Consider the following 26,847-nt stretch of genomic DNA (forward strand, 5'->3'; position numbering starts at 1 on the left):
CTCAGTTCACGCAGGGCACCGACCCCGCGCGCATCGGCTGCTGCGAGTCGGTGTACACCGACGACGTCGGGGAAGGAGACGCCGCGGGAGCGCTCGTCGCGGGCGCATCGGTCGGGTCCGGGGTGGCATCCGTCCCGGAATCCGTCGTCGCCGCGGGAGCCGGGTGGAGCAGGGCACCGACCTGAGCCGCGATGGCCTTCTGGTCGACGATGTTCACGCTCTCGCCGTCGACCGTGCCGAAGCGCTCGACCGGGAGCGTCTGGAACGTCACGTCTCCCCCGGCGAGGCGCTGGGCCGTCGAGGCGAGGCTGAGCAGGTCGAAGCCCTTGTCGACGGCCACGTACTGCTTCGCGGTGTCGAGCAGGTCCTGCAGGCGCCCGAAGTCGGTGAAGGTCTGCGCGTCGCGCAGCTTCAACGCGAGCGACACCATGAACGCCTGCTGACGGCGCGTGCGGTCGAGGTCGGTGAGGAAGACGTCGTCGTACTTCGTGTCGCGACGCTGGCGGACGAACGCCATCGCCTGTGCGGCGTCGATCTGCTGCTCCCCCGCGACGAAGTCCGCTCCCGAGTAGGTGTCGGCGGTCGCGTGGTTGAGGCACACCGAGATCGGCTGGACGGCCTGTGCGACCCGGTAGAACGCCGCCATCGTCACCTCGACGAAGTGGTCGATCGGGACGCCGCCCAAGAATTGCGACACGGTCTGCATCTCTTCGGTGCGTGCGGCGTCGCGGGCCTGCTGATAGGCGTCGTCCTCCGAGACGCCCGCCGCGCGGAGCTCGTCGTTCTTCGCGGCGAAAGCCCGCCCGTACGCCTCTTTGATCTTGCCCTTCTTCGTCCCACCCGGAGCGCCCGCGTAGTCGACGTAGTCGTCGCGCGGGATCGACACGGCGACCGCTTGCCCGCCGCCGGCGGGGATGTGCACGTACATCAGCACGTTGGTGTTGTAGCCGCCCACCGATGCGTCCTCGGCGTGGATCGCGTCGTAGATCTCCTGGGGGTACGGCTTGCCGTCCTCGTCGACCCGACTGTCTAGGCCCATGATGAGGATGTTCTGCTCGCCCTCGTCTTGGGCGACTCCCGGAGCGGCGGTGGGCAGCTCGGCATCGGAATGATGGATGCCGTTGGCCGCGCCGGCGAGATTGACCGCGACGAAGGCCACGGCGCCCACGACGGCCGTGGTGACGACGGCGGCGACGATGAGCAGGAGCCGACGCCGGTTGCGGCGGACGCGGTGCGAGGTCGGTGACACCGACCCAGCATGCGCTGTCGCGTCTATGAATCCGGCGTACGAACGAGAACGCCCCCTGCCGCGGGGGCAGAGGGCGTCGACGGCAGGATCGTCAGTCGGTGGCGTTCGCCGGGGTCGGCAGCTCGATCGGGACGACCGGGCAGTCCTTCCAGAGCCGCTCGAGGCCGTAGTAGACACGCTCTTCCTCGTGGAAGACGTGGACGACAAGGTCTCCGAAGTCGAGCAGGACCCAGCGGGACTCCTGTCGGCCCTCGCGACGCACGCGCTTGTGGCCGTGCTCGAGGAGCTTCTCTTCGACCTCGTCGGCGATCGCGGCGACGTTGCGCTCGTTGCGACCGGTGACGAGGAGGAAGATGTCGACGAGCGGGAGGGGTTCGGACACGTCGAGCGCGACGATGTCGTCGCCGCCCTTCGCGTCGGCGGCGAGAGCGGCGATCTGCGCCATCTCGCGACCGTTGTCGGTGGCTGTCATCGGAAGACTCCTGTCGTGAAGGCGAGGCCGAGGGTGACGGCCACCGCCAGGAAGAGAGCACCGGTCGTGATGATGAGCCCGATGAGGAGCTTGCTCCCCTTCTCGGGCGCCGGCGGGCGGATGATCTCGCCGGGCTGCTTGACGGTGCTGATCGCGGCACTCGCCGCAATCGGGGTGGGGGACGAGGCGGGCGGAAGCTCGCCGTCGAGGAGCACGGCGTCGGCGTCGCGGCCGTCGGTGGTGCCGGGAGCGTGACCGACCGAGCCCAGACCCTCGGGCAGCTCGAACGTGCCCGTGATCATGACCTCACCGGTCGCCGTGACGGGACCGACCAGAGGAACGCCGGCGGGGGTCTGCGACAGGATCAGCGCGTTCGGGGTCGACACGGCGCCGCTCGCTGCGGCGTTGCGCGAGATGAGCTGATCGAACGACGCGGGGAGCGAGACCTCGGGGTTTGCCCCGTCCAGCAGCTCGGAGCCGAGCGCGGGGTTGACGACCGAGGCGCCGGGTCCGGTCTCGTCCGACGAGATCGGGCTCTCGGCGGTGTCGGGGGCGGCGGGACGGAAGATGGCGGGCAGAGCGGACTCTTCTTCGGCCTGCGGTGCCGGAGCGGTGTTCTGGCGCGACATCGACGACTCGAGGTCGGAGCTGATGACGGGGACCGCGGCCGTGCGGATCTTCTCCTGCGCACGGACCTGTCGACGCGTGAGACCGGTGACACCGAAGTCGCCGTCGCCCAAGGACCCGTCAAACGCGTCGGGGCGCAGAGCGGGCGCGAAGGGTTCGTCGCGCTGCTCGACGGGCGCGGGCTCCTCGGACACGGCGGGCTCGTGCTCTGGCGTCGCGGGCTCGGCCTCGGCGTGGTCCGACGCGGCGTGCTCCTCGCCCGCGCTCTCGTCGGCGCCGCGCTCGGGCACGCGATCGACGATCGGCGCCTCGGCCGACTCGATCGGAGCGGCCGGGGTCTCGGCATCCGGAGTCTCGCCCTCGGGCTGCGGAACGATGATGGGCGTCGCGCCGGTCTGGCGGAGCTCGCGCAACTGACGGCGGGTCAGCGCGGGAGTCTCGGGGTTCTCGGGAGTGCTCATGCTGTGCTCCGGTAGAGGTGGTGCTTCGCGATGTACTGCACGACGCCGTCGGGCACGAGGTACCACACGGGGTGGCCTCGGCGCACACGGGCGCGGCAGTCTGTGGACGAGATCGACAGGGCGGGGATCTCCAACTGGCTCACGTTCTGGGATGGGAGCCCCTCGGTCGTGAGGACGTGACCCGGCCGGGACACCGCCACGAAGTGCGCCAGATCCCAGAGCTCCTGGTGGTTGCGCCAGCTGAGGATCTGCGCGACCGCGTCTGCGCCGGTGATGAAGAACAGCTCCGCACCGGGACGCTGCTCCTGCAGGTCGCGCAAGGTGTCGATCGTGTACGTGGGCCCCGCGCGATCGACGTCGACGCGGCTCACCGTGAACTGGGGATTGGATGCCGTGGCAATCACCGTCATCAGGTAGCGGTGCTCGCTCTCGGTGACGTCGTCCTTCTGCCACGGACGCCCCGTCGGCACGAAGACGACCTCATCGAGATCGAACGATTGGGCGACCTCGCTGGCGGCGACCAGGTGACCGTGATGGATGGGATCGAACGTCCCACCCATGACCCCGATGCGAGGGGCGCGCGTCACCGACATACGGTGGGCCTCAGTGGCCGTGCGCCTCGGGGGTGGGCGTCCCGTGCTTCTGGGTGTACGCCGCCGCCTTGTGCGCGTGACGGTTCGACACGTTGCGGTACGACAGCGTCACGAGGCTCAGGGCCACGAAGGTGAGGAACGCGACGGCGCCGTACCAGAAGGTCTGGGCCTGCACGTTGCCACCGTGGTGGGCGCCTTCTTCTGCGGCTTGGGCCAGAAGTGCGACGAAAGTCATCAGTGCTCCGATCAGAGGTCTGCGCGAGGCGCGCGTCTCATTTTAGGCGGTCAGGCGCGTACCTGGCCGTCGCCGCGCCCGAGCCACTTGGTGCTCGTCAGCTCGGCGAGGCCCATGGGTCCGCGGGCGTGAAGTTTCTGGGTGGAGATGCCGACCTCGGCCCCGAAGCCGAACTCGCCTCCGTCGGTGAAGCGCGTCGAGGCGTTCACCAGGACCACGGCGGAGTCGACCTCAGCGAGGAAACGATCGGCGGCCGCGGAATCGTCGGTGATGATCGACTCGGTGTGGTGGGTCGAGTAGCGACGGATGTGCGCGAGGGCGTCATCGAGGTCGTCCACCACGCGGACGGCGAGGTCGAGGGTGCCGTACTCGAGCGACCAGTCCTCGTCGGTGGCCGGCACGACCCGCGCATCGTGCGCGCGCGTGTCGGCGTCGCCGTGCACCGTGACGCCGGCGTCGACGAGGGATGCCAGGAGCTCGGGCAGCAACCGGTCGGCGGCGTCGCGGTGTACGAGCACGGTCTCGACGGCGTTGCAGACGCTCGGCCGCTGCGTCTTGGCGTTGAGGACGATGTCGCGGGCCCAGTCGTCGCGGGCCGTGGCGTCGAGGTAGACGTGGACCACCCCGGCGCCGGTCTCGATCACCGGCACGGTCGACTCGGTGACGACGGTCTCGATGAGACCGGCGCTCCCCCGCGGCACGAGCACGTCGACGAGCCCGCGCGCGTTCATCAGGGCCTTCGCCCCGTCTCGACCGAAGTCGTCGACGCTCTGGATGGCCTCGGGGCTCACCCCGTGTTGCGAGAGCGCGTCGCGCATGACCCGGACGAGCGTGGCATTGCTGCTCTGCGCCGCCGATCCTCCGCGCAGGACCACGGCGTTGCCGGAACGCAGGGCGAGCGAGGCGATGTCGACGGTCACGTTGGGTCGGGCCTCGTAGATCGACCCGACCACACCGAAGGGCACCGCGACCTTCTCGAGTTGCAGGCCGTTGGGCAGGGTCCGGCGGTCGAGCACGCGGCCGACCGGATCGGGAAGCTCCGCGACATCGCGGACCGCCGCGGCGAGGGCGGTCACGCGCGTGTCGTCGAGACGCAGCCTGTCGAGGAGCGCCTCGCCGATGGCATCGTGGCGCCCTCTGTCGAGATCCTCGGCGTTGGCCGCGACGATCTCCGACGAAGAGGTCTCGAGCGCGTCGGCGACCGCGTGCAGGAGCGCCGTCTTGCGCGCGGAATCGAGCAGACCGATCTCTCGCGCCGCGTCCTTGGCCAGACGCAGGCGCTCGTCGACGGAGGCGGCGATCACGGTCATGCGCTCAGTGTACCGGCGCGGGTCACGGCGCCCACGGGGCCGGTCGCCAGGGTGACGGGGTCAGGATTGGGAGCGAACCAGGTGCCGACACCCTCGCCCGAGAGAGCGGATGCCACGAGGTCGGCGCTCGTGACGAGTACGCCCACCCCCGCGGTCGAGGCGAGCTTGGCCGCGGACGCCTTGGTCGCCGCTCCCCCGGTGCCGACGCCGTTGACCACTCCCGCGCCGAACTCGAACTGCGACAGGTCATCGCCCCACGCGACGTCGGTGATGGGTCGGGCGCCGGGCTCGCTGGGCGGGAGCGTGAAGAGCGTCTCGATGTCGCTGAGGAGCACGAGGACGTCGGCACCGATCAACTGGGCGACGAGGGCGGCCAGTCGGTCGTTGTCGCCGAAACGGATCTCGTGGGTGGCGACGGTGTCGTTCTCGTTCACGATGGGCAGGATGCCGAGACCCAGCAGGCGTTCCATCGCGCGGCGCGCGTTGGAGCGGTGCGTGGCGTTCTCGAGGTCGCCCGCCGTCAGCAGCACCTGACCCGCGAGCAGACCGAAGCGGTCGAGCGAGGTCTGGTAGCGCCACATGAGGACGTTCTGACCGACCGCCGCCGCAGCCTGCTGCGTTGCAAGGTCGTTCGGACGGCCCTCGAGATCGAGCAGGGGCAGTGCGGTGGCGATGGCACCCGACGACACGAGCACGACCTCGGTGCCCGCGCCGTGCGCACGCGACAGGGCCTCGACGATCGTGTCGATGCGGTGGGCACCGTCGCCGCTGATCGACGACGAACCGACCTTCACCACGACGCGGGCCGCGCCGGGGATGTCGGCGCGCGTCGTCGCGGTCACCGCTCCTCGTCCTCGAACTCGAGCCGGGAGGAGTCGCCGTCGGGGGTGATGCCTGCGGCACGCGCCGCGCGGCGCTCGGCCTCGAGCTCGGCGCGGGCATCGGCCTTGGCATCCATCCGCTCGTGGTACTGCTCGCGACGCTCCGACGAGGTGCGGCGCGGGTTCTGCACGAGACGCGGGTCGGTGCCGCGCGGCGCGGTCATGAGCTCGGCGGCCGAGGTGAGCGTGGGCTCCCAGTCGAAGACGATGCCGTCGCCGGGGCCGATGACGACGGTCGCACCCGCGACCGCCCCGGCGCGGAACAGTCCATCCTCGACGCCCAGACGGGCGAGACGATCGGCGAGGTAGCCGACGGCCTCTTCGTTCTGGAAGTCGGTCTGCTGCACCCATTTGACGGGCTTGTCGCCGAGGATCCGGTAGACCGGCCCGTACGTGCCGCCCTCGACCTTGATGGTGAAGTCCTTCTCGGCGCCGCGGGGGCGGATGACGACGCGCTCGGGCGGCGTCTGATCGATCGTGGCGAGGCGGTGCTCCTCGACGATCTCACCGAGAGCGAACGTGAGTTCGCGCAGGCCCGCGCGGCTGACGGTCGAGATCTCGAACACGCGGAAACCGCGGGCCTCGAGATCCGGACGCACGAAGTCGGCGAGCTCGTGCGCCTCGGGGACGTCGACCTTGTTCAGGGCGATGATCTGCGGGCGGTCGAGCAGCGGAACCTGGCCCTCGGGAACCGGGTAAGCCGCCAGCTCGGCGAGGATGATGTCGAGGTCGCTCAGCGGGTCGCGGCCGGGATCGAGAGTGGCGCAGTCGAGGACGTGCACAAGAGCGGTGCACCGCTCGACGTGGCGCAGGAACTCCAGGCCCAGGCCCTTGCCCTCGCTGGCGCCCTCGATGAGTCCGGGCACGTCGGCGATCGTGAAGCGCGCGTCGCCCGCCTGCACGACACCGAGGTTCGGGTGCAGCGTCGTGAACGGATAGTCGGCGATCTTGGGGCGCGCGGCAGAGACCGCGGCGATCAGACTCGACTTGCCCGCGGAAGGGAAACCGACCAGCGCCACGTCGGCGACGGTCTTCAGCTCGAGGACGATGTCGCCCTCGTATCCCGGGGTTCCGAGCAGGGCGAAACCGGGTGCCTTGCGCTTCGGAGACGACAGCGCCGCGTTGCCCAGGCCGCCCAGGCCGCCCGGAGCGGCAACGAAGCGCATCCCAGGGGTGAGCATGTCGACGAGCACGTTTCCGTCCACGTCCTTGACAACCGTGCCGAGCGGCACCGGAAGCTCCTGGTCCTCGCCGAGCGCACCGGAGCGGTGGTCGCCCATGCCAAACCCGCCGTTGCCCGCGGAGCGGTGCGGCGAGTGGTGGTACGACAGCAGGGTCGTGGTCTGCGGGTCGGCGACGAGCACGACGTCGCCGCCGCTACCTCCGTTGCCGCCGTCGGGACCGGCCAGCGGCTTGAACTTCTCACGGCGCACCGAGACGCAGCCGTTGCCGCCCTTTCCTGCACGCAGGTGCAGGGTCACGCGGTCGACGAAGGTGACCATGGCGGGTCCTTCCGGGTGTGGCCGGCGAAGCCGACTCGAAAAAAGAAGAGGGGGTGGGCAGCCGCCCACCCCCTCGTGCGCCGAAGCGCGGGAATTACTCCGCTGCTGCGGTGACGATGTTGACGACCTTGCGGCCGCCCTTCGCGCCGAACTGGACCGCACCGGGTGCCAGGGCGAACAGCGTGTCGTCGCCACCACGGCCGACGTTGGCGCCGGGGTGGAAGTGCGTGCCGCGCTGGCGGACGATGATCTCGCCGGCGAGGACGACCTGGCCGCCGAAACGCTTCACGCCGAGGCGCTGTGCGTTGGAATCACGACCGTTACGGGTGGAGCTTGCGCCCTTTTTGTGTGCCATCTCTGCGTCTCCTGGCTCTTACTTGATGCCGGTGATCTTGACGCGCGTGAGGTCCTGACGGTGGCCCTGGCGCTTCTTGTAGCCGGTCTTGTTCTTGAACTTCTGGATCACGATCTTCGGACCGCGCTCCTCGCCGAGCACCTCGGCCGTGACCGAGACCTTCGCGAGCTTGTCGGCGTCGGTCGTGACCGCGTCGCCGTCGACGAACAGGACGGCGGGCAGCTGGATGCTCTCGCCGATCTTCGCCTTCTGGCGGTCGAGCACGACGACCGTGCCGACCTGGACCTTCTCCTGGCGGCCGCCGGCGCGCACAACTGCGTAAACCACTTCACACCTGTTTTCGTTCGGGAGCGCGGAGCTCCGGTTGTCTGATGACGTCGGGAGGGTCTGACGACCCAAGTCTCGGTGCGATCCGGCGAGCAGAGCCCGCGGGGTCACGCTCCTGTCAGGAGTGGACGCGACGCACCAAGGGTCAAGTTTAGCTCACCCGGAGGCATCCGGCAAAAGCATTCGACCCGCGTGTCGACCGTAGGATCGCGGAATGGCAATCCTGATCGATGATCCCCAGTGGCCCGCGCACGGACGTTTGTGGGCTCACCTGGTCAGCGACAGCGATCTCGACGAACTGCACGACTTCGCCGCAGCGGCCGGAATCCCGCGCCGTGCGTTCGACCTCGACCATTATGACGTGCCCGACGAGCGCCACGCCGACCTCATCCGCGCGGGGGCGGAGTACGTCGGCGGCAAGGAGCTCGTGCGGCGCCTGCGCGCCTCGGGACTGCGGATCACCGCACGTGAGCGCCGCCCTCACCCCTGAGCGTCCGGCTCCACGGGCTTCATCCCTGACGACGGGAGCGAGTCCGCGGCATCCGTCCCCGTTCGCACACACGCGTGAGGGGCCGATCTCCGTCGCCGGGAGAGATGCTCGGCGACGGAGAACGACCCCTCACGCGGGATGAGCGGGGCTCAGGCCTCCGACGAAGGCTGAGCGTTCACCGGGGTGCCGGTGAGGGCCGCGGTGGTGACGCGACGACGCGAGCGTCCCTGGCCGGGCGCCTTGGGCTCGGGCAGAGCCTCGAGGACCGACTCGAGCAGGGCGTCCTTCTCGGTGCGGGGCGCCTTGGGCTCGCGCTTCTTGCGGGGGCGCTTCTCGCGAGCCGGGGCGGGCGCCTCCGACGCCGACTCGGTCTTCGCCTCGAGGACGGCCTCGACCGATGCCACGACCGCCGCCTCGACGAGGGCCGGGTCGTCGATGGTGGGCTTGACGGTCGACGCGGCGATCTGCGCGAGAGCGGACTTGACGCCCTCGGTGATGACGTGGGTGCCGCCGACCTGCGCCGCCGCTCCCCCGTTGCCGTTCGCCCCGCCGTTGCCCTGCGCGGCGCTAACGCCGTTGGCGCCACCGGTCGACGCGTTGCCGTTCGAGCCGCCGTTGCCGCCGCGTCCGCGACGGTTCGACGATCCGCCGTTCGCGTTGCCGCCACCGTTGCTCGACGAACCCGCGGGACGGTGCTTGACGACCGGGTCGTGGTGCACGATGACGCCGCGACCGGCGCAGACCTCGCACGCCTCGCTGAAGGTTTCGAGCAGGCCGAGACCGAGCTTCTTGCGGGTCATCTGCACGAGCCCCAGCGAGGTCACCTCGGCGACCTGGTGCTTCGTGCGGTCGCGGCTCAGGCACTCGATGAGGCGGCGCAGCACGAGGTCGCGGTTGGACTCGAGCACCATGTCGATGAAGTCGACGACGATGATGCCGCCGATGTCGCGCAGGCGCAGCTGGCGCACGATCTCTTCGGCCGCTTCGAGGTTGTTCTTGGTGACGGTCTCTTCGAGGTTTCCGCCCGAGCCGACGAACTTGCCGGTGTTGACGTCGACGACCGTCATGGCCTCGGTGCGGTCGATCACGAGCGAGCCGCCCGAGGGCAGCCAGACCTTGCGGTCGAGCGCCTTCTCGATCTGCTCGGTCACGCGGAACGCGTCGAACGGGTCCTGCTCGCCCTCGTACTTCTCGACCCGCTCGAGCAGGTCGGGGGCGACGCCCTGCAGGTACGACGAGATCGTCTGCAGCGCCTCGTCGCCCTGGATGAGCATGCGGGTGAAGTCCTCGTTGAAGACATCGCGCACGATTTTGACCAGCAGATCGGGCTCGGAGTGCAGCAGGGCGGGCGCCTGGATCGTCTTGACCTGGCTCGAGACGTGCTCCCACTGCGAGGTGAGGCGCTGCACGTCGAGGGTCAGCTGCTCTTCGGTGGCGCCCTCGGCGGCCGTGCGCACGATCACGCCCGACGACTCGGGGAGCACCTCCTTGAGGATCTTCTTCAGGCGCGCTCGCTCGGTGTCGGGGAGCTTGCGCGAGATGCCGTTCATCGTGCCGTTGGGCACGTAGACCAGGTAGCGGCCGGGGAGCGAGATCTGGCTCGTCAGACGCGCGCCCTTGTGGCCCACGGGGTCCTTCGTGACCTGCACGAGAACGCGGTCGCCCGACTTGAGGGCGAGCTCGATGCGACGCGGCTGGTTGTTGGTCTCCACGCCGTCCCAGTCGACCTCGCCGGAGTACAGCACGGCGTTGCGGCCGCGACCGATGTCGACGAACGCGGCCTCCATGCTGGGCAGCACGTTCTGCACGCGGCCGAGGTAGACATTGCCGATGAGCGAGGCGTCCTGGTTGCGGGCGACGTAGTGCTCGACGAGCACGTTGTCTTCGAGCACCGCGATCTGGATGCGACCGGCCTTGGACCGTACGACCATGACGCGGTCAACGGCCTCGCGGCGGGCGAGGAACTCGGCCTCGGTGACGACGGGGCGACGGCGCCCGGCCTCGCGACCGTCGCGGCGACGCTGCTTCTTCGCCTCGAGGCGCGTGGAACCCTTGATCCGCTGGGGCTCGGTGATGACCTCGACCGCGCGCTGACGCACGGGGGGCGCGGCGGGAGCCTCGGGGGCATCGTCACGGTTGTCGTTCGGTCCCCCGCGGCGGCGGTTGCGACGGCGGGCGTTCGCCGAGACGCGCTCGCTGGGGCCCTCGTCGTCGCGGTCATCGAAGTCATCGCGGATTACGACGGGCGGAAGCGCGGGCGCGTAGAAGTGCAGGGCCGTCGAGACGGCGGACACGAAGTTCTCGGGGAGCAGGCCGAGCGACACGGCGGTCGGACGGGCGGGCTTCTCGGGCTCGGCAGGGGTCTTGAGCTGAGCCGGAGTCTCGGGCTCGGCGGGATTGACCTCGGGCTGCTCCGTCGCCGCCTCGGCGGACGCGGACTCATCCGAAACGGAACCGGATGCCGGCACCTCGGCCTCCGCGATCGACTCGACCTTGTCCGCGGCCGGTGGGGACAGCTCCGACGCGTCCACCTCGGACGGGTCGTCCGTGGCGGCGGGGATGTCCTCCACGTCGAGCACCGCGGGCGCCTCGGTGTCGTCGGCGGCCGCGTCTTCGGCATCCTGGACCGCCGCCTCTTCTTCGTCGACCGCGGGGGTGGCGTCGGAGGTGGCGGTGTCCGGAGAGATCGGCGTCTCGTCGGTGGGGTTCTGTTCGTCTGTCACATCGGCCATGTCGGGGTACTCCCTGGCGGACGACACCGCGCGTCGTCCGACGAAATCTCATGCAGCGCCGCACCCGGCGGGGCCGCGAACTCACTCGGTCTGCAGCCGGCCTGCGGCTCGTGCTGCGAAGGGCGGTCATCGCCCGAAGTCTTCTGGGTGATGTTCCTGCGGCGCGGCCGCGGTCACATCAGCCTTCATTATCGCACGAACCGCCGAGAACGCCCACGAAGCACGTCGGCGCGATGTTATCCACAGGGGGTTTTGGTGCGTCCGACCCAATCGATATGTTCGAAGCTCCGGCGAGGGGGCCAACGTGACCTTATTTGATGACTCGATCACTGCTCTGGAGCGAGCGCGTGCGCGCGTTCAATCTCAGACCGCTGAGGTGCGCGCGATGTCGGAGGAAACCGCGCGGATGGCGGCCGATGTCCGCACCGCCACCGCGTCGCGAAGCTCGGCCCGCCGAGAGGTGAGCGTGTCTGCATCAGCCGGAGGGCGAGTACAGCGCATCGACATCTCATCGAATGCGATGAACCTCGACGCGGCGACGTTGTCTCGTATCGTCACCAACACCGTCCGCGAGGCCCAGCGTGACGCGGCGGACGCAGCTCTCCACCGGATGTCAGAATGCCTCGGCGAGACATCGCTGCTCGTTGCTGCTACGCGTCAGAGGATTGACGATGAGAACGCGGGTCCGACCTCGGAAACGAGGCGCTCATGATGGAGCATCTGGAAGTAGTTCCAGCTCGGTTAGCGACTACGTCGCAGAGCATCAGGGCCGCCAGCGCTCAGATTGACGCTCTCGTCGAGACACTGACGCGTGAGACCGCTGTACTGAGCACGATGTGGAGCGGTGAAGCCCAGCGGGCCTACGCATTAGCTCAGGTCCAGTTCAGCGTTCTTCTTGCAGGTCACACGACACTCCTCGCCCGGATCTGCGGAGAACTCGATGACCTCGCGACCGCTTATAGCGACGCAGACCTGACGGGCGCTCGCGGCTTGGGGGTGAGCGCATGAGGCGTCGTGCGCGCATGATCGTGGCCGCAGCAATCCTGTTCACGGTCGGCGCCGCCGTAGCAGGGTGTAGCCAACTCCCTTTTCACGACGAGTCCTACAGGGCACGGATCCCTGACGCGCTGCAGGAAGCTGAGCTAGGAATCTCCGCAGCGTGGGCTGAGGTCGGTCTATCGGGTTTCGTGGAAACGCTTTACGTCGGAGGGACCCTCGAGATCACCGAGGAGTCGAACAAAGCCGTCTCGACCAAGTTGGTAGGCGAAGTCATCGACGTCGTGCTCAGCAACACGCCACCTCCTTCCACTTACCTGCAGCTGTCGTTCCGAGACTCGAAGGACACGCTCATCGATCTGAGCTCAACATTCCAAGAACTCGACGTGGCGGTAAGAGGCGATGGCTCCATCTCGATGGAAGACGCCAAGAGCATTGCAAAGGACGAACACCGATGACCGCGGCAAATCAACACATCGAAATAGACGGGCGCCTACTGAAAAAGCAAGCCGCGTTATTGCAGGAGGCTGCGACTGTCTTAGAAGCGTCCGTCGTTAAGGTTCGCGCGGATTTACCCGGCGACGCATTCGGCGCGCTGAACCGTGGGCTGGTCTCTCCCCTCGCGACCGCCCTGGCGACGGAGGCTCGCGGCCTACTATCTAAGGCTGCGGCGCTGGCCGAACGCTCAGCCGAGGGTGTCCAGAAAGCCGCCGAATTGTTCGCCACTGTCGAAGAGCAAGCTGTCGAGAACTTCGCGAGAGCAGACCTGTGAGCGGGACGACGATTCTCGCGGCGCGAATCGCCGAAGGCACCTGGGCCGCGAATTTGCCGACTGTCGGGACAGGTGGGGATGCCTGTGCCCAGCTCCCCGGAATCTCTGGACTCGTGTTGCAGTACGTCCAGCCGTTGCGCGACTGGCTTGACCAACTCGTGGGCGAGCCCGGAGTTGTCGCGGCGACCGCTTCATCCTGGGAAGACGTTTCGGCAGCCCTCGCCAGGACCTCCGACCTCGTTGAGCTGGCACGTACGTCCGTAAACGAACTCGACGGGAGAACCGTCCGCGCCTCACGCGAACGATGTGAGGATCTGCAGCGTTTGACCCTTGACGCTGTGGAATGGACGGCATCAACCGCGGCAGCCCTGAGACTTGCGTCGCGCGTTGTAGAAGCAACGCGATCTTTTGTCTGCGACGCCCTTGTTTCACTCGTACAGTTCTCCGAGAAACTCTTCTCTTGGACGCTCAACCCCTTCGATCTGGCGGACAGAGTCGAGCAGTTTGCACGTGCTGCGGCTGACCTCGTGCAGTCCGCTAGCCGACTCGTCATCGAACTGCTTGAGGCAATGTGCGCGCTCGGAGCGCTGATGTCCGAGCTTGGCCCTCTTGTGCGAAAGGGTCAGGATGAGATTTCTCGTGTTCTCGCAGAAATGTTGCCATCGGCCGGCGCTTTGCTAATGACCGCTCTGGGCGGGCCGACGCTCGGCGTTGTCGGTTCAATGGTCGGCGGCGCTGGCAAGAATTATCTACAGCCGTCTACCGATGTCGAGGAACTCGACCCATCGCTGCTCTCAGGACCAAGACGCGACGCGTGGGATCGAGCTCAGAACGTGACGGAGATCACGTCGCTGTCGGATCTCGTAAGCGTCAACGGCACGACGGATCTGATGGGCGGTGAGGACGCCACCGTCATCGACATCAAGAAGGTCGTTGGGCCTGACGGCACCGAGAAGTGGTTCGTATCCCTACCGTCAACGCAGGACTGGCAATTGTTCTCAGACACGGGCGCTCTCAACGACCGGGACTCAAACGTTGCACTGATCATGCACGACCCGGACATGCGCACTGTCTACGAACGTGCCGTATTGGAAGCAATGCAGGATGCTGGGATCCCGCAGGGGAGCAATGTCGTCCTCGCGGGATTCAGCCAAGGAGGAATCACGGCGGCTAGTCTCGCGTCCGACTCGCAGTTTCCATACAACACGGTCGGAATCGTCACCAACGGAACCCCTAGCGATAGTTTCGACATCCCGTCGCACATACCTGTCTACGCGTTTCAACACATGACGGACGTCGTTCCGATGCTCGACGGCAACCCCTACGGATCGACCCCCGAAAACGTTCAGCGCGTCCTGCTCGAGGGGCCAGCCAGCCCGATAGCGGCGCATGACAACGCGGCGTATACCTCCTCAGTCAAAAGATGGGAAGAGCGTTATGCGGAGGTCTTCGGCGGCCCACCACCCAACATGGACGTATTCACGGGGCAGGTGGTAGACCACATCGTTTACCGCACTCATGAGTGAGCGCTCCTGGACCGTTGCTGCGCTCGGACGCGACATCGCCTGCCGGCCCCGCGACGGCGCGAGTCCATCGTCAGACGAACCAAGGTGGAGCGACCGCCTTCAAAGCGACCCCATAGGGCGTCGGTGAGAGAATCGCGGCATGAGTGAAACCGTCACCCCCCGCCGTCCGGTCGTGGTCGCGATCTGGCTGATCTTCGCGGGGGTCGTGGGCTGGTGGGCGGCGTTCTCCCTCACCATGGAGCGCTTCCACCAGCTCGAGAACCCGGGCAGCGCGGCATCCTGTGACTTCAGCGTGCTGGTCCAGTGCTCGACGAATCTGCAGTCGTCACAGGGCAGCGTGTTCGGCTTCCCCAACCCGATCATCGGACTCGCCGCGTGGATCGCGCCCATCGTCGTCGGAATGGCGCTGCTGGCCGGCGCGCGGTTCGCGCAGTGGTTCTGGGCGCTGTTCTGGGTCGGTTTCGCCTTCGCGCTGACCTTCGTCATCTGGCTCATCTCGCAGAGCCTCTTCGTCCTGTCGACGCTGTGCCCCTGGTGCATGGTGACGTGGTCTGTCGTGATCCCGTCGTTCTTCGTCGTGACGCTGCACGTGCTGCGCGAGGGCGTGATCCCTCGAGAGCGGGTCCGCGAGATCGCCGACCGGCTCATGGCATGGGTGCCGCTCATGACGATCGTGGCGTTCGCAGTGGTCGCAGTGATCGCGCAGGTGCGGCTGAACGTTCTCGCCCAGCTCTGACCTGGTGGGCGCGGCCCCTCGTGTCCTCGCGTCGAGGGATGGATGCCGTGAACCCACTGATGCCCGCCGCGTACGATCTCGTCTGGTCGGCGGTCGCGCTCGTGGCATTCGGTTTTGCCGTGTCGGCCATCGGGAGCCTCTCCCGGCGCGCGAGACACCTCCCGTCGACGGTCGTGCTCATGTGGGCGCTGGTGATCTCGGTGGTCCCCGTACTCGGACCGGTGTCATGGTTGGCGGCGGGACGCCGGGCACGCGTCTCGCGCTCCTGACGGACCTGCCCCGCGGGGGCCCGTTGCTCTGACCGGCTCGGCGACCTCGCGGTGCTCAGCCACCTCGCCCTCGAACGACGAAGGCCGCCACCCTCGCGGGGCGGCGGCCTTCACGGCATCCGGGATCAGGCGAACCAGATCGCGAGCTCGCGTTCGGCCGACTCGACGCTGTCGGATCCGTGGACGAGGTTCTGCTGCACCTTGAGGCCCCAGTCGCGGCCGAAGTCGCCGCGGATCGTGCCGGGGGCGGCGGCGGTGGGATCGGTCGTGCCCGCGAGCGAGCGGAAGCCCTCGATGACGCGGTTGCCGGCGAGGCGGATCGCGACGGAGGGGCCCGACATCATGAACTCGAGCAGCGGCTCGTAGAACGGCTTTCCCTCGTGCTCGGCGTAGTGCTGGGCGAGGGTCTCGCGGTCGGGCTCGACGAGGCGGATGTCGACGAGGGCGTAGCCCTTAGCCTCGATACGGGCCAGGATGGCGCCGGTCAGGCCGCGGGCGACGCCGTCGGGCTTGACCAGGACGAGGGTCTCTTCGGTAGCCATGGGTCATTCTCCGTTCGAGAGGTCGGGGGAAGCGGCGCGTCGTGCGTTCTGCCGATCGAGCGCCGCTCCCTTGATCGTCGCATACGCCCACATGCCACCGAAAATGACGGCGACCACGGCGAGGGCCGGAACGAGCAGACCGCCGAGCAGCAGGATCACCTGCAGAGCCCACCCGGCGAACAACGCCCACCGGTGCCGGAGCGATCCCGACACCGCCACCATCGCGATCGCCATGACGACACCGCCGACGATCCCCCACCACGGCTCGATGCCCGCGGGGAGCACCTTGAGGCCGTAGACGACGAGACCGCCGAGGAACACGATGATCGACTCGAAGCCGAGGACGACGGCACCGAGCGACTCCTGCGCACCGCGCTGACGACGAACGCGGGGAGCACGGGGTTCGCGCGGGCTCACGCCTGCCACCCCGACTTCCAGTCCTCGAGCTCCGACAAGCGCAGGGCCTCACCGGCGAGGACGACGGATCCGGCGATGACCACCGCACGGCGGTCGGACTCCGCGGCCCACGCGCGCGCCGCGTCGGCGGCGTCTTCAAGGGTCGGGTGCACCGTCACGGGAAGGTCGGCGGCCTCGGCCACGTCGGCGATCACGTCGGGGTCGGTCGCGCGGTCGCTGTCGGGCGCCGTCGCGAACACCCGGGCCACGGCGGGCACGAGCGCCGACATGATGCCGACAGCGTCCTTCCCGTCGAGGATGCCGACCACCGCGCCCCACTCGTCGATGTCGAACGACTCGTCGAGGGCGGCGACCAGGGCCCGCGCGCCGTGCGGGTTGTGCGCCGCATCGACGAACACCGTCGGCGCGGTGCCGACGAGCTGCAGGCGGCCGGGAGAAGTCGCGTTGCCGAGGCCGTCGGCCACGACGTCGGCGGCGAGGGGCTGGGTGCCGCCGCCGATGAGCGACTCGACCGCCGCGACGGCCAGGGCCGCGTTGGAACCCTGGTGCGCGCCGTACATCGGCAGGTAGACCTCGCGGTACGTGCCCGCGACCCCGCGGATGTCGAGCTGCTGCCCGCCGACGGCGAGGGTCTGGCCCTCGAGGGCGAAGCCGTCCGGGGCCACCGCGACCGTCGCTCCCTCTTTCTCGGCGCGAGCGCGGATCGCGCGCAGGGCCTCGTCGGGCTGGGCGGCCGAGACGACGGCGGCGCCCGGCTTGATGATGCCGGCCTTCACCGTCGCGATCTCGGCGATCGTCGACCCCAGGCGGTCGGTGTGATCGATGTCGATCGGCGCAAAGACCGCGACGTCTCCGTCGGCGGTGTTGGTGGAGTCCCACTCCCCGCCCATGCCGACCTCGAGCACGAGCACGTCGATCGGCGCGTCGGCCGCGACGACGAACGCGAGCACCGTGAGCAGCTCGAAGAACGTCAGCGGGGCGTCTCCGGCGGCCTCGAGCTCGCCGTCGACCATGCCGACGAACGGCTGGATCTCGTCCCACGCGTCGGCGATCGCGGCGTCGGCCACGGGCTCTCCGTCGATGAGGATCCGCTCGGTGAAGCGCTCGAGGTGGGGGCTGGTGAACAGGCCCGTGCGAAGGCCCATCGCGCGCAGCAGACTCTCGATCATGCGGCTGGTCGACGTCTTGCCGTTCGTGCCGGTCACGTGGATGACGCGGTACGTGCGCTGCGGGTCGGCGAGCAGCTCGAGCACGCGGCGCGCGCGCTCGACGCGCGGCTGCACCCACTGCTCGCCCTGTCGTTCGAGCAGCGCCGCGTAGACGGCATCCGCCCTGGTGCGATCGCTCATGCGGGGGCTCCGATCCGGGCGACGGCCACCGTGACGGCGCCGACGTTCGCGTAGGTCTTGGCGGTGAGGACGTTCTCGAACTCGGGCTCGCCCACGTCCCCGCGCTCGATGAGCCGTTCGGTACGGCTGGCCAGCACGACGCCTTCGGCGAGGGTTTCGGATGCCACTCCCGCGACATCGAACGCCTGGGCCACGGCGGCCGCGTCCCCGGCGTCGTCGAACGTGAGGGTGAGGGCGATCCGGTCGCTCACGTCGAAGCCGGCGGCCTTGCGGGTGTCCTGGATGCCGCGGATCATGTCGCGCGCCAGGCCCTCGGCCTCGAGCTCGGGGGTGGTGACGGTGTCGAGGAGGAGGAAGCCGTCGGCGGCGTTCAGGAGGGCCACCGCTTCTCCCTCCGCGAGGCGCGAGGCATCGGTCTCGAGGGTGCCCTCGGTGGGGCCGAGGACGACTTCGCCGTCCGGCGTCTGGACGACGATGCCGCGGTCGGTCTCCGCCCAGTTGCCGGCCTTCGCGGCCTGGATGACCTGCTGCACGCGCTTGCCCAAACGCGGTCCCGCGGCACGAGCATTCACCACGAGGCGCTGCGCGAGACCGAACTCGTCGAACGACTGCAGGTTCAGCTCCACGAGCTTCACGTCCTTGACGTTGAGTTCCTCGCGCACGAGGTCCTCGAACTGGGCCAGGCCCGCGGCATCCGGAGTCACCACCGTCAGACGCGGCAGCGGCAGGCGCACGCGCTTGCCCTCGCGCTTGCGCAGCGCGTTCGCGACGCTCGAGACCTCGCGCACGGTGTCCATCGCGGTGCGGATGTCTTCGGCGGCGGGGAACGCCGAGGCGTCGGGCCAGTCGGTCAGGTGGACGCTGCGCCCGCCTGTCAGGCCCTGCCACACGCGCTCGGTGACCAGCGGCAGCAGGGGGGCCGCGACGCGGGTCAGCGTCTCGAGCACGGTGTAGAGCGTGTCGAAGGCCTCGCGGCTGCGCGGGTCGTCGGTCACGCCCACCCAGAAGCGGTCGCGGGAGCGGCGGATGTACCAGTTGGTCAGCACCTCGGCGAAGTCGCGCAGACGCTCGGCCGCCGTCGTGGAGTCGAGCCCCTCGAGGTCGGCCGCGACGTTCGTCACGAGGTCGCCGGTGAGCGCCAGGATGTAGCGGTCGAGCACGTCGGTGGAGTCGGTGCGCCACTCGGCTTCGTACCCGCCGGCGCCCGAGGCATTCGCGTAGGTCGCGAAGAAGTACCACGCGTTCCACAGCGGCAGCAGGAACTCGCGCACGCCCGAACGGATGCCCTCCTCGGTCACGACGAGGTTGCCCCCGCGCAGCACCGAACTCGACATGAGGAACCACCGCATGGCATCCGAGCCGTCGCGATCGAACACCTCACGCACGTCGGGGTAGTTGCGCAGCGACTTCGACATCTTCTGTCCGTCGTTGCCGAGGACGATGCCGTGGCACGAGACCCCGGTGAAGGCCGGGCGGTCGAACAGCGCGGTCGAGAGCACGTGCATCACATAGAACCAGCCGCGGGTCTGCCCGATGTACTCGACGATGAAGTCGGCGGGGGCGTGCTCGTCGAACCACTCGTGGTTCTCGAACGGGTAGTGCACCTGCGCGAACGGCATCGATCCGGAGTCGAACCACACGTCGAGCACGTCTTCGATGCGACGCATCGTCGACGCGCCGGTCGGGTCGTCGGGGTTCGGACGCGTGAGGTCGTCGATGTAGGGACGGTGCAGGTCGACCTCGCCGTCGGCGTTCACCGGCAGGCGGCCGAAGTCGGCCTCCATGTCGGCGAGCGAGCCGTACACGTCGACGCGCGGGTAGTCGGGGTTGTCGCTCTTCCACACCGGGATCGGCGAACCCCAGTAGCGGTTGCGGCTGATCGACCAGTCGCGCGCGCCCTCGAGCCACTTGCCGAACTGGCCCTCCTTGACGTTCTCAGGCACCCAGGTGATCTGCTGGTTGTTCGCCAGCAGGTCGTCCTTGATATCGGTCACGCGCACGAACCAGCTCGACACGGCCTTGTAGATGAGGGGGTTCCGGCAGCGCCAGCAGTGCGGGTACGAGTGCTCGTACGAGGCTTCGCGCAGCAGTCGGCCGTCCTGCTTGAGCAGGCGGATGAGGGGGCGGTTGGCCTCCATCCACAGCTCGCCGGCGACGTCGGTGACCGCGGAGAGGAAGCGGCCGCTGTCGTCGAGCGAGATGATCGTCGGCAGGCCCGCGGCATCCGCCAGGCGCTTGTCGTCCTCACCGTAGGCGGGAGCCTGGTGCACGATGCCCGTGCCGTCGCTGACGGTGACGTAGTCGTCGACGAGGATCTTCCAGGCGTCCTGCGTGCCCCAGACGGAGGCGTCGGCGTAGTAGTCGAAGAGGCGGTCATACGACACGCCCTCAAGCTCCGAGCCCAGGATCGTGGACTGGACGGCCTCGCGGGCGGCATCCGCGCTCTCGTACCCGAGGTCTTTGGCGTATCCGGGCAGCAGGTCCTCGGCCAGCAGGTAGCGGTGGGCGACGGCCTCGAAGGCCTCGTCGGGCGTGCCGTCGGGAGCGCGGTGCACGTCGGCGGCGCCGTTCGGTCCGCCCTCGATCACGGCATAGCGGATGCCGGGACCCACGGCCAACGCGAGGTTCGTCGGGAGCGTCCACGGCGTCGTCGTCCACGCGAGCGCGCGGACGCCGGTGAGACCCAGCGCCTCGGCCTTGGCCCCGACGAGCGGGAAGGTCACGGTGACCGAGGGGTCCTGACGCATCTTGTAGACGTCGTCGTCCATGCGCAGTTCGTGCGTGGACAGGGGCGTCTCGTCGCGCCAGCAGTACGGCAGCACGCGGTAGCCCTCGTAGGCGAGGCCCTTGTCGTGGAGCGTCTTGAATGCCCACAGCACGCTCTCCATGTAGGTCGTGTCCAGCGTCTTGTAGCCGCGCTCGAAGTCGACCCAGCGGGCCTGACGCGTGACGTAGTCCTGCCAGTCGCGCGTGTACTCGAGCACCGACTCGCGGGCCTTGGCGTTGAAGGTCGCCACGCCCATTGACTCGATCTCGTCCTTCTCGGTGATGCCGAGCTGCTTCATCGCCTCGAGCTCGGCGGGCAGGCCGTGCGTGTCCCACCCGAAGACGCGGTCGACCTTCTTGCCGCGCATCGTCTGGAAGCGCGGGAAGACGTCCTTCGCGTACCCGGTGAGAAGGTGCCCATAGTGCGGAAGGCCGTTGGCGAAGGGCGGGCCGTCGTAGAAGACCCACTCCTCGGCGCCCTCGCGGTTCGCGATCGAGGCGCGGAAGGTGTCGTCGTGCGCCCAGAAGTCGAGCGTGTCATTCTCGATCGACGGGAAGCGGGGGCTCGGAACGACGGATGCCGCGTCGGCAGCCGGGCCGAAGGATGAGGGGCGTGGGTAGGTCATGTCTCTCCGCAGGTTGGGATCCACCTGCGGGGACGATCCGTGCGGACCGCGGTACCACCCCGCCTTGCGCCGCCCCCGTTCGGGACCGGTGCCACTCTCACTGCGGCTGTGACGGGCCTGCCCCGCGCGGTTCTACTCCGGGCCTGGACCCGTTTCTTCCGCGTGCTCCCCGGTGATGGCCGGATCGGTGCGTGTACGTCCAGTCTACGCGAGCCGCGCGCGGCGCGCAGCGGGGTGTGCGCGGCCGTCGAGCGTCCGAGAAACACGGACGCAAGGGCGGACTCGTCCGGGTTTCATGGACACTCAGCGCAGACAGAGGGGCCGGACGCGACCCTCGGCTCACGCACCGGGCGCGCCCAGACCGGCCGCGGCCAGCAGTTCCCGCGTGAACGGATGCCGCGGGGCGGCGAACACGCACGACACGGTGCCCGAGTCGACGACGCGCCCGTCCTTCATCACGATCACGTCTCGGCGATACCGGCGACCACGTCGAGGTCGTGCGTGACGAACACCATCGCGAGGTCGCGTTCGGCCTGCAGGGCGCGCAGGCGGTCGAGGATCCGTGCGCGCACCGACGCGTCGAGCGCCGACACCGGCTCGTCGAGCACGAGAAGCGCCGGCGTCACGGCGAGGGCGCGGGCGATTGCGACGCGCTGGCGCTGTCCCCCCGACAGCTGCGCGGGTCGGCGCCGGACGAACGCGGGCGAGAGGCCCACCTCTTCGAGCAGGGCGGCGACGGCAGTGCGACGCTCGGAGCGCGGGACTCCTCCGGCGGCTACGGCCTCGGTGAGCGTGCGGCCCACCGTCCAGCGGGGGTCGAGGGCGCCCCACGGGTTCTGCTGCACGAGCTGCACGCGGGTGCGCGCGGCGCCGCGGGCGACCCCGGACGACCAGGGTCGTCCCGCGAACGTCATGGTCCCGGCATCGGGGTCCGCGACTCCGACGATCAGGCGCGCGAGGGTGGTCTTGCCCGACCCCGACTCCCCCACGACCGCGAGGGTCCGACCGCGGCGCACCTCGATCGACACGTCGTCGACCGCGGCCCGGTCGCCGAAACGTTTGATCAGCGCGTCGGCGGTGAAGATCGGGGCGTCGGTGCGCGGTGCCCGGCGGAGCGGCTCGTGCGAGACCGCCTCGACGAGCGCGCGCGTGTGGGGATCACGTGGCGACGCCAGCACCTCGGCGGTCGGCCCGGTCTCGACGACGCGTCCCTCGTGCATCACGACGACGCGATCCGCCACACGCGCGACCGCCCCGAGGTCGTGGCTGATGAAGACCACGGCCACACCGTCATCGGCGATGCGGCGCAGCAGATCGAGCACGCGGGCCTGCACGGTGGCATCCAGCGCGGTGGTGGGCTCGTCGGCGACCAGTACGGCGGGGTTCGCGGCCAGCGCCGAGGCGATCAGAGCGCGCTGCCGCAGACCGCCGGACAGCTCGTGGGGGTACTGCCGCGCTCGCGCGTCGGGCTCCGGTAGCGAGACGCGCTCGAGGCTGTCGCGCACGCGCGCGGCGAGCGCCGCTCCGCGCACCTCGGGCTCGTGGATGCGCACGGGCTCGGCCACTTCGGCGCCGATGCGTCGCAGCGGGTCGAGCGAGACGAGGGCGTCCTGGGAGACCAGGGCGATCCGGTCGCCGCGCAGCCCGCGCCACTGCCGCTCACCGAACGAGCGAGCGTCGACGCCGTCGATCTCGAGCTCGTCGGTGCGCGCCATGAGGCCCGCGGGCATGAGCCCAAGCAGGGCACGGGCGCTGACCGACTTGCCGGTGCCCGACTCCCCCACGATCGCCACGCATTCGCCCGGGGCGACGTCGAGGTCGAGTCCGCGCACGATCGCACCGGTCGGGCCGTCGATGCGCAGGCCGCGCAGCCGCAATCCGCTCATGCGTCGCGCTCCTCGGCTCGAGCCCGCAGGATGCGGCCGATCACACTGACGCTCACGACGGTCGCGGTGATCGCGAGCCCGGGGAACACGGCGACCCACGGCGCCTGCAGCAGCAGGTTGCGTCCGGCCGAGAGCATGAGGCCCCATTCGGCGGTGGGCTCGGTCGGGCCGAGGCCGAGGAAGCTGAGCCCGGCCGCCGCGAGGACCGAGGTGCCGATGCCGATCGTGGCCAGCACGCTCACCGCGCCCAGCACGCCGGGGAGAACGTGCCGAACGTGCACCACCACGGTCGGCACCCCGATGATTCGCGCTGCCTCCACGTGCTCGGCGGCGGCAAGGGTTCGGGTCTGTGCCCGCGCGAGGCGGATGTACACGGGTACCGCGGCGATGGTCACCGCGAACGCGACGTTGACCGGGCCGGGGCCGAGTACCGCGACGACCAGCAGGGCGACCAGGAACTCGGGAAACGCCAGCAGCACGTCGACGATGCGCATGGCCGCGGCATCCGCCCATCTGGGCGCGACGGCCGACAGCGAACCGGCGATCACCCCGACGACCAGGGCGAGTCCGGTGGCGAGCAGGCCGATGCCGACCGACCGCCCGGCGCCGTAGACCACGCGGGAGTACACGTCGCGGCCGCTCTGATCGGTGCCGAACCAGTGCGCCGCGCTCGGCGGCTGCAGGGTCGCGCGCACGTCGGTCAGCAGCGGGTCGTGCGTGGCGAGCAGCCCCGGGGCGACCGCGCCCACGGCGATGACGGCGAGCACGGCACCGGCGATCCCGAGCGCCACGGCCTGGCCACGGCGCTTCACGAGGGCACCGCCGTGCGTGCGGCCAGCGCCGGGGCCGCCGTGCGCAGCCGCGGGTCGATCAGGGGCACCACGAGGTCGACGACGGTGTTCACCACCACGAAGACGAGCGCGCTCAGCAGGATCACGCCGGTGATCACCGGCAGGTCGCGGTCCGTGATCGCGGTCAGCGTCACGCGCCCGATGCCGGGGCGGGCGAACACGGTTTCGACAAGCACGGCACCGCCGAGCAACGACCCGACGAGGTAGGCGGCGAGCGTCACTCCCCCGACGCTCGCGTGGCGCAGCGTGTGGTGCACGCTCTCGCGAAGGGGCGTCGCGCCGCGGGCGCGCACGGTGGTGAGGAACGGCTCGCGCTCGGCCGCCTCGACCCCGTCGCGCAGCACCTGCGACAGCAGCGCCGCGACCGGCAGAGCGAGGGTCACCGCGGGCAGCACAATGGCGGCGGCATCCCGCGCCCCCGATACCGGGAACCACCCCAGCTGGAACGAGAACACGCTCAACAGCAGCAGCCCCGTCCAGAACACCGGCGATGAGAGCACGACGAGTTCGATTCCGGATGCCACGGCCCGACCGGTCCGCCCGCGCACGAACAGCGACGAGGCGAGGGCCAGCACGACGGCGATGACCAGCGCGAGCGCCGAGAGCTGCAGGGTCGGGGCGAGCTGGCGCCCGATGACCTCGACGACCGGCTGACGCAGCTGATACGACTCGCCGAGGTCGCCGCGCACGAGTCGGCCGAGGAACGTCGCGTACTGCTCGAGCACGGGCCGGTCGAGCCCCAGGTCGCTGCGGATGCCCGCCTTGACCGCCTCGCTCACCTGCGCCTGCGGTCCGAGCAGCACGTCGACCGGGTCGCCCGGGATGATCCGGAACGCCACGAACGCCAGCGTCGCCGCTCCCCACAGCACCAGGAAGACGGATGCCACGATCCCGCCGAGGCGCCTCAGCAGGGCGCGCGAGCGAGAACGTGGCATCCGATCAGTCTGTCCGATACCCGGCGGCTCAGCCGACCGAGGCGGTCGCGAACAGCGGGCGGCCGTACAGGTCGAACGTCAGGCCCGAGACCTTCGGGGTCACGGCGCTGATGAGGGCCGGGCTGTAGAGCGGCACGATTGCCGCCTGCTGGGCGTTCCACTGCTGCACCTGGGCGTAGATCGCGTTGCGCGCGGCGGGGTCGGTCGTCGAGGCGCCCTGCTCGAGCAGCGCGTCGAGCGCGGGGTCGCTCACCTGCGAGGCGTTCTGGAACCCGTCGGTGGCGAGGTGGCTGCGCAGCAGATCGGCGTCGACGCCCGAGAAGCCCCAGTCCGTGACGTCGTAGGTCTTCGGTCCGTACTGCTCGTTGTAGGCGCCCGGCTCGAGCACCTCGCGCTGCAGGTCGAAGCCCACGGCCTTCAGGTCGCTCTGCACGGCGTTGGCGAGCGCGGCGCGGTCGTCGGGAACCGGAGTCCACGCGATCCAGCGCGCGGTGAGACGCTGACCGTTCTTGGTCCGGATGCCGTCGGCATCCCGTCCCGTCCAGCCGGCCTCGTCGAGGAGGGCGTTGGCCTGAGCCTGGTCGAAGGGCCACGAGTTCTCGAGGCTCGCGTCGTAGCCGGGGGTCGTCGCGCCGAGGACGCTCCAAGCGCGGGGGTACTGACCGAAGAAGATCTCGTTCACCGCGGCGTCGACGTCGATCGCGCGCGTGAAGGCCTGACGCACCTTCTGGTCGGCGAACACGCCGTACTTCTCGTTGAGGAACAGCGAGTACGGCAGTCCCGGGTAAGCGATCGACTTCACGGTGTCGTCAGCGGGAACCTGCTCGACGAGGTTCGGCGGCAGGTTGGTGACCACGTCGGCCTGGCCGCTCGACAGCGCGCCCACGCGCACCGACGCCTCGGGCAGGATGTCGACGCGCAGCGTCTTGAAGCTCGGCTGACCGCCGCCGTCGGGACCCCAGGTGTAGTCGTCGTTGCGGGTGTACACGATGTCCTGGTCGGGCGTGTACTCGGTCAGCTCGAACGGGCCGGTGCCGACGGTCACGTCGGGGCCGCCGGCCTTCAGCTGGTCGGCCTTGGTCTCGAGCACCTTCGGCGAGTAGAAGCCGAGAAGCGCGGTGCTGGCGGCCTGCAGGAACGGAGCGTAGGGCTGCGTGAAGCGCACGCGCACGGTGTGCTCGTCGACCACGTCGGTGCCGGCGTACAGCTCGCCGCCGAGCATGCTGGCGGCCTGCGCCGACGCGGTGTCGGGGTTCACGATGCGGTCGAAGTTCGCCTTGACCGCGGCCGCGTCGAAGGGCGTGCCGTCGTGGAAGGTCACGTCGGTACGCAGACGGAAGAGGTAGCTCGCGCCGCCGTCCTCGACGTCCCACGACTCGGCGAGCCACGGCGAGAACGTGCCGTCGGCCTCCTGGAACACGAGCGAGTCGAGCACAGCGCGCTGCACCATCGCCGACACGTCGAGCTGGCTGGTCTGCGGATCCATGTGCCCGGCCGAGAGGTTCGCTCCCTCGATCGCCCAGACGACCTCGCCGTCGCCCTGCGCGGCAGGGTCCGACCCGGCGCAGGAGGAGAGCGAGAGGGCGGCGACGGCCGCGACGGCGACAGCCGACAGCACGCGGCGCGAAAGCGAAGAAGGCATGGAAAAACCTCGGAATCTCTGGTGGGAAGGCTTTCAGCTTACCGGGGTTCCTGGACCGGGTGCGGAAAGTCCGCGGCGCCGCGCGCGCTCACGGCGAACGCGGGCGGGTGCCCCGCCGCAGAAAGTCAGCGATTCGCACAACCTCAGTCGACATGCGCCCCTCCGGGCCGAGGATGTGCGAATCGCTGAGTTTGCGAGAGGGGCACCGCACCCCCGGGCTTTCGCACGTTCAGTGATTCGCAGAACCTCGGTCGGCATCCGCCCCTCCGGGCCGAGGATGTGCGGATCGCTGAGTTTGCG

At 69.4% G+C, this 26,847-nt stretch carries 28 protein-coding genes; 8 read left to right on the forward strand and 20 right to left on the reverse strand.

The features are described 5' to 3' along the window. Position 1: 1 nt before the first annotated feature. The 10 genes from BLS25_RS08065 to rplU form a co-directional block, all read right to left on the reverse strand. Positions 2–1,249 (reverse strand): LCP family protein, encoded by a 1,248-nt coding sequence (locus tag BLS25_RS08065; protein WP_074695025.1) that lies wholly within the window; start codon positions 1,247–1,249, stop codon positions 2–4. Between the two features lie 91 nt (positions 1,250–1,340). Next, positions 1,341–1,721: a ribosome silencing factor gene (gene rsfS, locus BLS25_RS08070; RefSeq protein ID WP_056231168.1), complete on the reverse strand. Its 381-nt coding sequence runs from the start codon at positions 1,719–1,721 to the stop codon at positions 1,341–1,343. Continuing rightward, positions 1,718–2,809 carry a hypothetical protein gene (locus BLS25_RS08075; RefSeq protein ID WP_074695026.1) on the reverse strand — a complete coding sequence of 364 codons (1,092 nt, stop codon included), beginning with the start codon at positions 2,807–2,809 and terminating at the stop codon, positions 1,718–1,720. The genes rsfS and BLS25_RS08075 overlap by 4 nt, the downstream gene beginning before the upstream one ends. Next, positions 2,806–3,402 carry a nicotinate-nucleotide adenylyltransferase gene (nadD, locus tag BLS25_RS08080; RefSeq protein ID WP_074695027.1) on the reverse strand — a complete coding sequence of 199 codons (597 nt, stop codon included), beginning with the start codon at positions 3,400–3,402 and terminating at the stop codon, positions 2,806–2,808. The genes BLS25_RS08075 and nadD overlap by 4 nt, the downstream gene beginning before the upstream one ends. Positions 3,403–3,412: 10 nt before the next feature. Beyond that, positions 3,413–3,637, reverse strand: coding sequence for a hypothetical protein (locus BLS25_RS08085; RefSeq protein ID WP_056231158.1), 225 nt, complete (start codon positions 3,635–3,637; stop codon positions 3,413–3,415). Positions 3,638–3,687: 50 nt separating this feature from the next. Further along, positions 3,688–4,947, reverse strand: a complete 1,260-nt coding sequence (locus tag BLS25_RS08090; RefSeq protein ID WP_074695028.1) for a glutamate-5-semialdehyde dehydrogenase — start codon at positions 4,945–4,947, stop codon at positions 3,688–3,690. After that, the gene (proB, locus tag BLS25_RS08095; RefSeq protein WP_074695029.1) at positions 4,944–5,789 is read right to left on the reverse strand and encodes a glutamate 5-kinase; all 846 of its coding nucleotides are present in this window, start codon (positions 5,787–5,789) and stop codon (positions 4,944–4,946) included. Before proB ends, BLS25_RS08090 begins: the two co-directional genes overlap by 4 nt. Next, a complete protein-coding gene (obgE, locus tag BLS25_RS08100; protein ID WP_056231150.1) occupies positions 5,786–7,330 on the reverse strand; it encodes a GTPase ObgE in 1,545 nt (514 codons plus the stop codon). Before obgE ends, proB begins: the two co-directional genes overlap by 4 nt. A gap of 94 nt (positions 7,331–7,424) precedes the next feature. Next, positions 7,425–7,685: a 50S ribosomal protein L27 gene (gene rpmA, locus BLS25_RS08105; RefSeq protein ID WP_055836932.1), complete on the reverse strand. Its 261-nt coding sequence runs from the start codon at positions 7,683–7,685 to the stop codon at positions 7,425–7,427. Between the two features lie 18 nt (positions 7,686–7,703). Next, entirely contained in the window at positions 7,704–8,012 is a 309-nt protein-coding gene (gene rplU, locus BLS25_RS08110) for a 50S ribosomal protein L21 (RefSeq protein ID WP_055836929.1), read from the reverse strand. A gap of 214 nt (positions 8,013–8,226) precedes the next feature. Here rplU and BLS25_RS08115 point away from each other — a divergent pair, with 214 nt between their 5' ends. Continuing rightward, positions 8,227–8,502, forward strand: a complete 276-nt coding sequence (locus tag BLS25_RS08115; RefSeq protein WP_074695030.1) for a DUF4031 domain-containing protein — start codon at positions 8,227–8,229, stop codon at positions 8,500–8,502. Positions 8,503–8,651: 149 nt separating this feature from the next. On the opposite strand, the gene BLS25_RS08120 is transcribed toward BLS25_RS08115, so the two are convergent. Further along, positions 8,652–11,234: an Rne/Rng family ribonuclease gene (locus BLS25_RS08120; RefSeq protein ID WP_176786337.1), complete on the reverse strand. Its 2,583-nt coding sequence runs from the start codon at positions 11,232–11,234 to the stop codon at positions 8,652–8,654. A 304-nt stretch (positions 11,235–11,538) separates the two neighbouring features. Here BLS25_RS08120 and BLS25_RS08125 point away from each other — a divergent pair, with 304 nt between their 5' ends. The 7 genes from BLS25_RS08125 (at position 11,539) to BLS25_RS08155 (ending at position 15,533) form a co-directional block, all read left to right on the forward strand. Continuing rightward, positions 11,539–11,946 (forward strand): YbaB/EbfC family nucleoid-associated protein, encoded by a 408-nt coding sequence (locus tag BLS25_RS08125; RefSeq protein WP_074695031.1) that lies wholly within the window; start codon positions 11,539–11,541, stop codon positions 11,944–11,946. Beyond that, positions 11,946–12,242 carry a WXG100 family type VII secretion target gene (locus BLS25_RS17270; RefSeq protein WP_371129327.1) on the forward strand — a complete coding sequence of 99 codons (297 nt, stop codon included), beginning with the start codon at positions 11,946–11,948 and terminating at the stop codon, positions 12,240–12,242. Before BLS25_RS08125 ends, BLS25_RS17270 begins: the two co-directional genes overlap by 1 nt. A 14-nt stretch (positions 12,243–12,256) precedes the next feature. Next, complete coding sequence (locus BLS25_RS08135) at positions 12,257–12,688, forward strand: hypothetical protein (protein ID WP_074695033.1); 432 nt, start codon at positions 12,257–12,259, stop codon at positions 12,686–12,688. After that, positions 12,685–13,002 (forward strand): hypothetical protein, encoded by a 318-nt coding sequence (locus BLS25_RS08140; RefSeq protein ID WP_074695034.1) that lies wholly within the window; start codon positions 12,685–12,687, stop codon positions 13,000–13,002. The genes BLS25_RS08135 and BLS25_RS08140 overlap by 4 nt, the downstream gene beginning before the upstream one ends. Further along, positions 12,999–14,528, forward strand: a complete 1,530-nt coding sequence (locus BLS25_RS16625; RefSeq protein ID WP_143017868.1) for a hypothetical protein — start codon at positions 12,999–13,001, stop codon at positions 14,526–14,528. Before BLS25_RS08140 ends, BLS25_RS16625 begins: the two co-directional genes overlap by 4 nt. A 139-nt stretch (positions 14,529–14,667) precedes the next feature. Continuing rightward, positions 14,668–15,264 (forward strand): vitamin K epoxide reductase family protein, encoded by a 597-nt coding sequence (locus BLS25_RS08150; RefSeq protein WP_074695036.1) that lies wholly within the window; start codon positions 14,668–14,670, stop codon positions 15,262–15,264. A 38-nt stretch (positions 15,265–15,302) separates the two neighbouring features. Then, positions 15,303–15,533: a PLDc N-terminal domain-containing protein gene (locus BLS25_RS08155; RefSeq protein WP_074695037.1), complete on the forward strand. Its 231-nt coding sequence runs from the start codon at positions 15,303–15,305 to the stop codon at positions 15,531–15,533. Positions 15,534–15,658: 125 nt separating this feature from the next. On the opposite strand, the gene ndk is transcribed toward BLS25_RS08155, so the two are convergent. The 9 genes from ndk to BLS25_RS08195 all read right to left on the reverse strand — a co-directional run bounded on the left by ndk (position 15,659) and on the right by BLS25_RS08195 (position 26,547). Continuing rightward, positions 15,659–16,075: a nucleoside-diphosphate kinase gene (gene ndk / locus BLS25_RS08160; RefSeq protein WP_074695038.1), complete on the reverse strand. Its 417-nt coding sequence runs from the start codon at positions 16,073–16,075 to the stop codon at positions 15,659–15,661. Positions 16,076–16,078: 3 nt separating this feature from the next. Continuing rightward, the gene (locus BLS25_RS08165; RefSeq protein ID WP_056231124.1) at positions 16,079–16,501 is read right to left on the reverse strand and encodes a DUF4233 domain-containing protein; all 423 of its coding nucleotides are present in this window, start codon (positions 16,499–16,501) and stop codon (positions 16,079–16,081) included. Beyond that, on the reverse strand, positions 16,489–17,841 hold the full coding sequence (locus BLS25_RS08170) for a bifunctional folylpolyglutamate synthase/dihydrofolate synthase (protein WP_074695039.1): 1,353 nt from the start codon (positions 17,839–17,841) through the stop codon (positions 16,489–16,491). The genes BLS25_RS08165 and BLS25_RS08170 overlap by 13 nt, the downstream gene beginning before the upstream one ends. Continuing rightward, the gene (gene ileS, locus BLS25_RS08175) at positions 17,838–21,233 is read right to left on the reverse strand and encodes an isoleucine--tRNA ligase (protein ID WP_074695040.1); all 3,396 of its coding nucleotides are present in this window, start codon (positions 21,231–21,233) and stop codon (positions 17,838–17,840) included. Before ileS ends, BLS25_RS08170 begins: the two co-directional genes overlap by 4 nt. A gap of 339 nt (positions 21,234–21,572) precedes the next feature. Further along, on the reverse strand, positions 21,573–21,698 hold the full coding sequence (locus BLS25_RS17160) for a hypothetical protein (RefSeq protein WP_256335557.1): 126 nt from the start codon (positions 21,696–21,698) through the stop codon (positions 21,573–21,575). Next, complete coding sequence (locus tag BLS25_RS08180) at positions 21,695–23,119, reverse strand: ATP-binding cassette domain-containing protein (RefSeq protein WP_256335558.1); 1,425 nt, start codon at positions 23,117–23,119, stop codon at positions 21,695–21,697. The genes BLS25_RS17160 and BLS25_RS08180 overlap by 4 nt, the downstream gene beginning before the upstream one ends. After that, the gene (locus BLS25_RS08185; protein WP_081349745.1) at positions 23,116–23,931 is read right to left on the reverse strand and encodes an ABC transporter permease; all 816 of its coding nucleotides are present in this window, start codon (positions 23,929–23,931) and stop codon (positions 23,116–23,118) included. The genes BLS25_RS08180 and BLS25_RS08185 overlap by 4 nt, the downstream gene beginning before the upstream one ends. Continuing rightward, the gene (locus tag BLS25_RS08190) at positions 23,928–24,905 is read right to left on the reverse strand and encodes an ABC transporter permease (RefSeq protein WP_074695041.1); all 978 of its coding nucleotides are present in this window, start codon (positions 24,903–24,905) and stop codon (positions 23,928–23,930) included. Before BLS25_RS08190 ends, BLS25_RS08185 begins: the two co-directional genes overlap by 4 nt. 28 nt (positions 24,906–24,933) lie before the next feature. Next, entirely contained in the window at positions 24,934–26,547 is a 1,614-nt protein-coding gene (locus tag BLS25_RS08195; RefSeq protein ID WP_074695042.1) for an ABC transporter substrate-binding protein, read from the reverse strand. Between the last annotated feature and the right edge of the window lie 300 nt (positions 26,548–26,847).

It is taken from the genome of Microbacterium testaceum StLB037 (genome assembly GCF_900104345.1).
Lineage (GTDB): Bacteria > Actinomycetota > Actinomycetes > Actinomycetales > Microbacteriaceae > Microbacterium > Microbacterium testaceum_A.

Bases quoted from the DNA above. Each gene is read 5' to 3' on its own strand.
- BLS25_RS08135 (WP_074695033.1), top strand. From the start codon at position 12,257: ATGATCGTGGCCGCAGCAATCCTGTTCACGGTCGGCGCCGCCGTAGCA.
- BLS25_RS08075 (WP_074695026.1), bottom strand. From the start codon at position 2,809: ATGAGCACTCCCGAGAACCCCGAGACTCCCGCGCTGACCCGCCGTCAG.
- BLS25_RS17270 (WP_371129327.1), top strand. From the start codon at position 11,946: ATGGAGCATCTGGAAGTAGTTCCAGCTCGGTTAGCGACTACGTCGCAG.
- BLS25_RS08150 (WP_074695036.1), top strand. From the start codon at position 14,668: ATGAGTGAAACCGTCACCCCCCGCCGTCCGGTCGTGGTCGCGATCTGG.
- BLS25_RS08190 (WP_074695041.1), bottom strand. From the start codon at position 24,905: ATGCCACGTTCTCGCTCGCGCGCCCTGCTGAGGCGCCTCGGCGGGATC.
- BLS25_RS08170 (WP_074695039.1), bottom strand. From the start codon at position 17,841: ATGAGCGATCGCACCAGGGCGGATGCCGTCTACGCGGCGCTGCTCGAA.
- nadD (WP_074695027.1), bottom strand. From the start codon at position 3,402: ATGTCGGTGACGCGCGCCCCTCGCATCGGGGTCATGGGTGGGACGTTC.
- BLS25_RS08115 (WP_074695030.1), top strand. From the start codon at position 8,227: ATGGCAATCCTGATCGATGATCCCCAGTGGCCCGCGCACGGACGTTTG.
- BLS25_RS08085 (WP_056231158.1), bottom strand. From the start codon at position 3,637: ATGACTTTCGTCGCACTTCTGGCCCAAGCCGCAGAAGAAGGCGCCCAC.
- BLS25_RS08195 (WP_074695042.1), bottom strand. From the start codon at position 26,547: ATGCCTTCTTCGCTTTCGCGCCGCGTGCTGTCGGCTGTCGCCGTCGCG.
- obgE (WP_056231150.1), bottom strand. From the start codon at position 7,330: ATGGTCACCTTCGTCGACCGCGTGACCCTGCACCTGCGTGCAGGAAAG.
- rpmA (WP_055836932.1), bottom strand. From the start codon at position 7,685: ATGGCACACAAAAAGGGCGCAAGCTCCACCCGTAACGGTCGTGATTCC.
- rsfS (WP_056231168.1), bottom strand. From the start codon at position 1,721: ATGACAGCCACCGACAACGGTCGCGAGATGGCGCAGATCGCCGCTCTC.
- ndk (WP_074695038.1), bottom strand. From the start codon at position 16,075: ATGGCTACCGAAGAGACCCTCGTCCTGGTCAAGCCCGACGGCGTCGCC.
- BLS25_RS08155 (WP_074695037.1), top strand. From the start codon at position 15,303: ATGGATGCCGTGAACCCACTGATGCCCGCCGCGTACGATCTCGTCTGG.
- BLS25_RS08180 (WP_256335558.1), bottom strand. From the start codon at position 23,119: ATGAGCGGATTGCGGCTGCGCGGCCTGCGCATCGACGGCCCGACCGGT.
- BLS25_RS08120 (WP_176786337.1), bottom strand. From the start codon at position 11,234: ATGGCCGATGTGACAGACGAACAGAACCCCACCGACGAGACGCCGATC.
- BLS25_RS08140 (WP_074695034.1), top strand. From the start codon at position 12,685: ATGACCGCGGCAAATCAACACATCGAAATAGACGGGCGCCTACTGAAA.
- BLS25_RS08090 (WP_074695028.1), bottom strand. From the start codon at position 4,947: ATGACCGTGATCGCCGCCTCCGTCGACGAGCGCCTGCGTCTGGCCAAG.
- ileS (WP_074695040.1), bottom strand. From the start codon at position 21,233: ATGACCTACCCACGCCCCTCATCCTTCGGCCCGGCTGCCGACGCGGCA.